Consider the following 421-nt stretch of genomic DNA (forward strand, 5'->3'; position numbering starts at 1 on the left):
ACGCACCGGGTGGTGGAGAACGACACGCAGGCGAAGCAGCTGATCACAAAGGGCGACGCAAACGCCCTGCCGGATGTGGACCCGGTGAGCTACGAGCGTGTGGTCGGAAAAGTGGTCATGTGCATCCCGGTGCTGGGCACAGTGTCGGAGATGCTCCATTCCGGGCCAGGCGTCACGGCCTGTGTGGCGATTTTTGCCCTGGCGATCATCCTATGGACACTTGCAGACAAAACAAAGAAAAGGGAGCGTTCCAAGTGAAGAAAAGAGTTTTGCTGATGGGTCTGGCAGCAGTCATGGTCATGGGCGCAGTCGTGGGCGGCTCCCTGGCGGCAGGCCAGGCGAGTGCGGAGAACCCGGTCACGGCGCCTCTGGCGGCGGCCACCCTGAATATTGAATGGACTGGCGGCGAAAGCGCACCGGT

General features: G+C 61.5%; 1 pseudogene. It reads left to right on the top strand.

The features are described from left to right. Positions 1 to 258, top strand: a pseudogene (locus tag PH256_RS15210) (signal peptidase I); the annotation flags it as partial. Positions 259 to 421 lie beyond the last annotated feature (163 nt).

Origin of the sequence: Allofournierella sp. CML151, assembly GCF_027853465.1 — a bacterium.
Classification (GTDB): domain Bacteria; phylum Bacillota; class Clostridia; order Oscillospirales; family Ruminococcaceae; genus Allofournierella.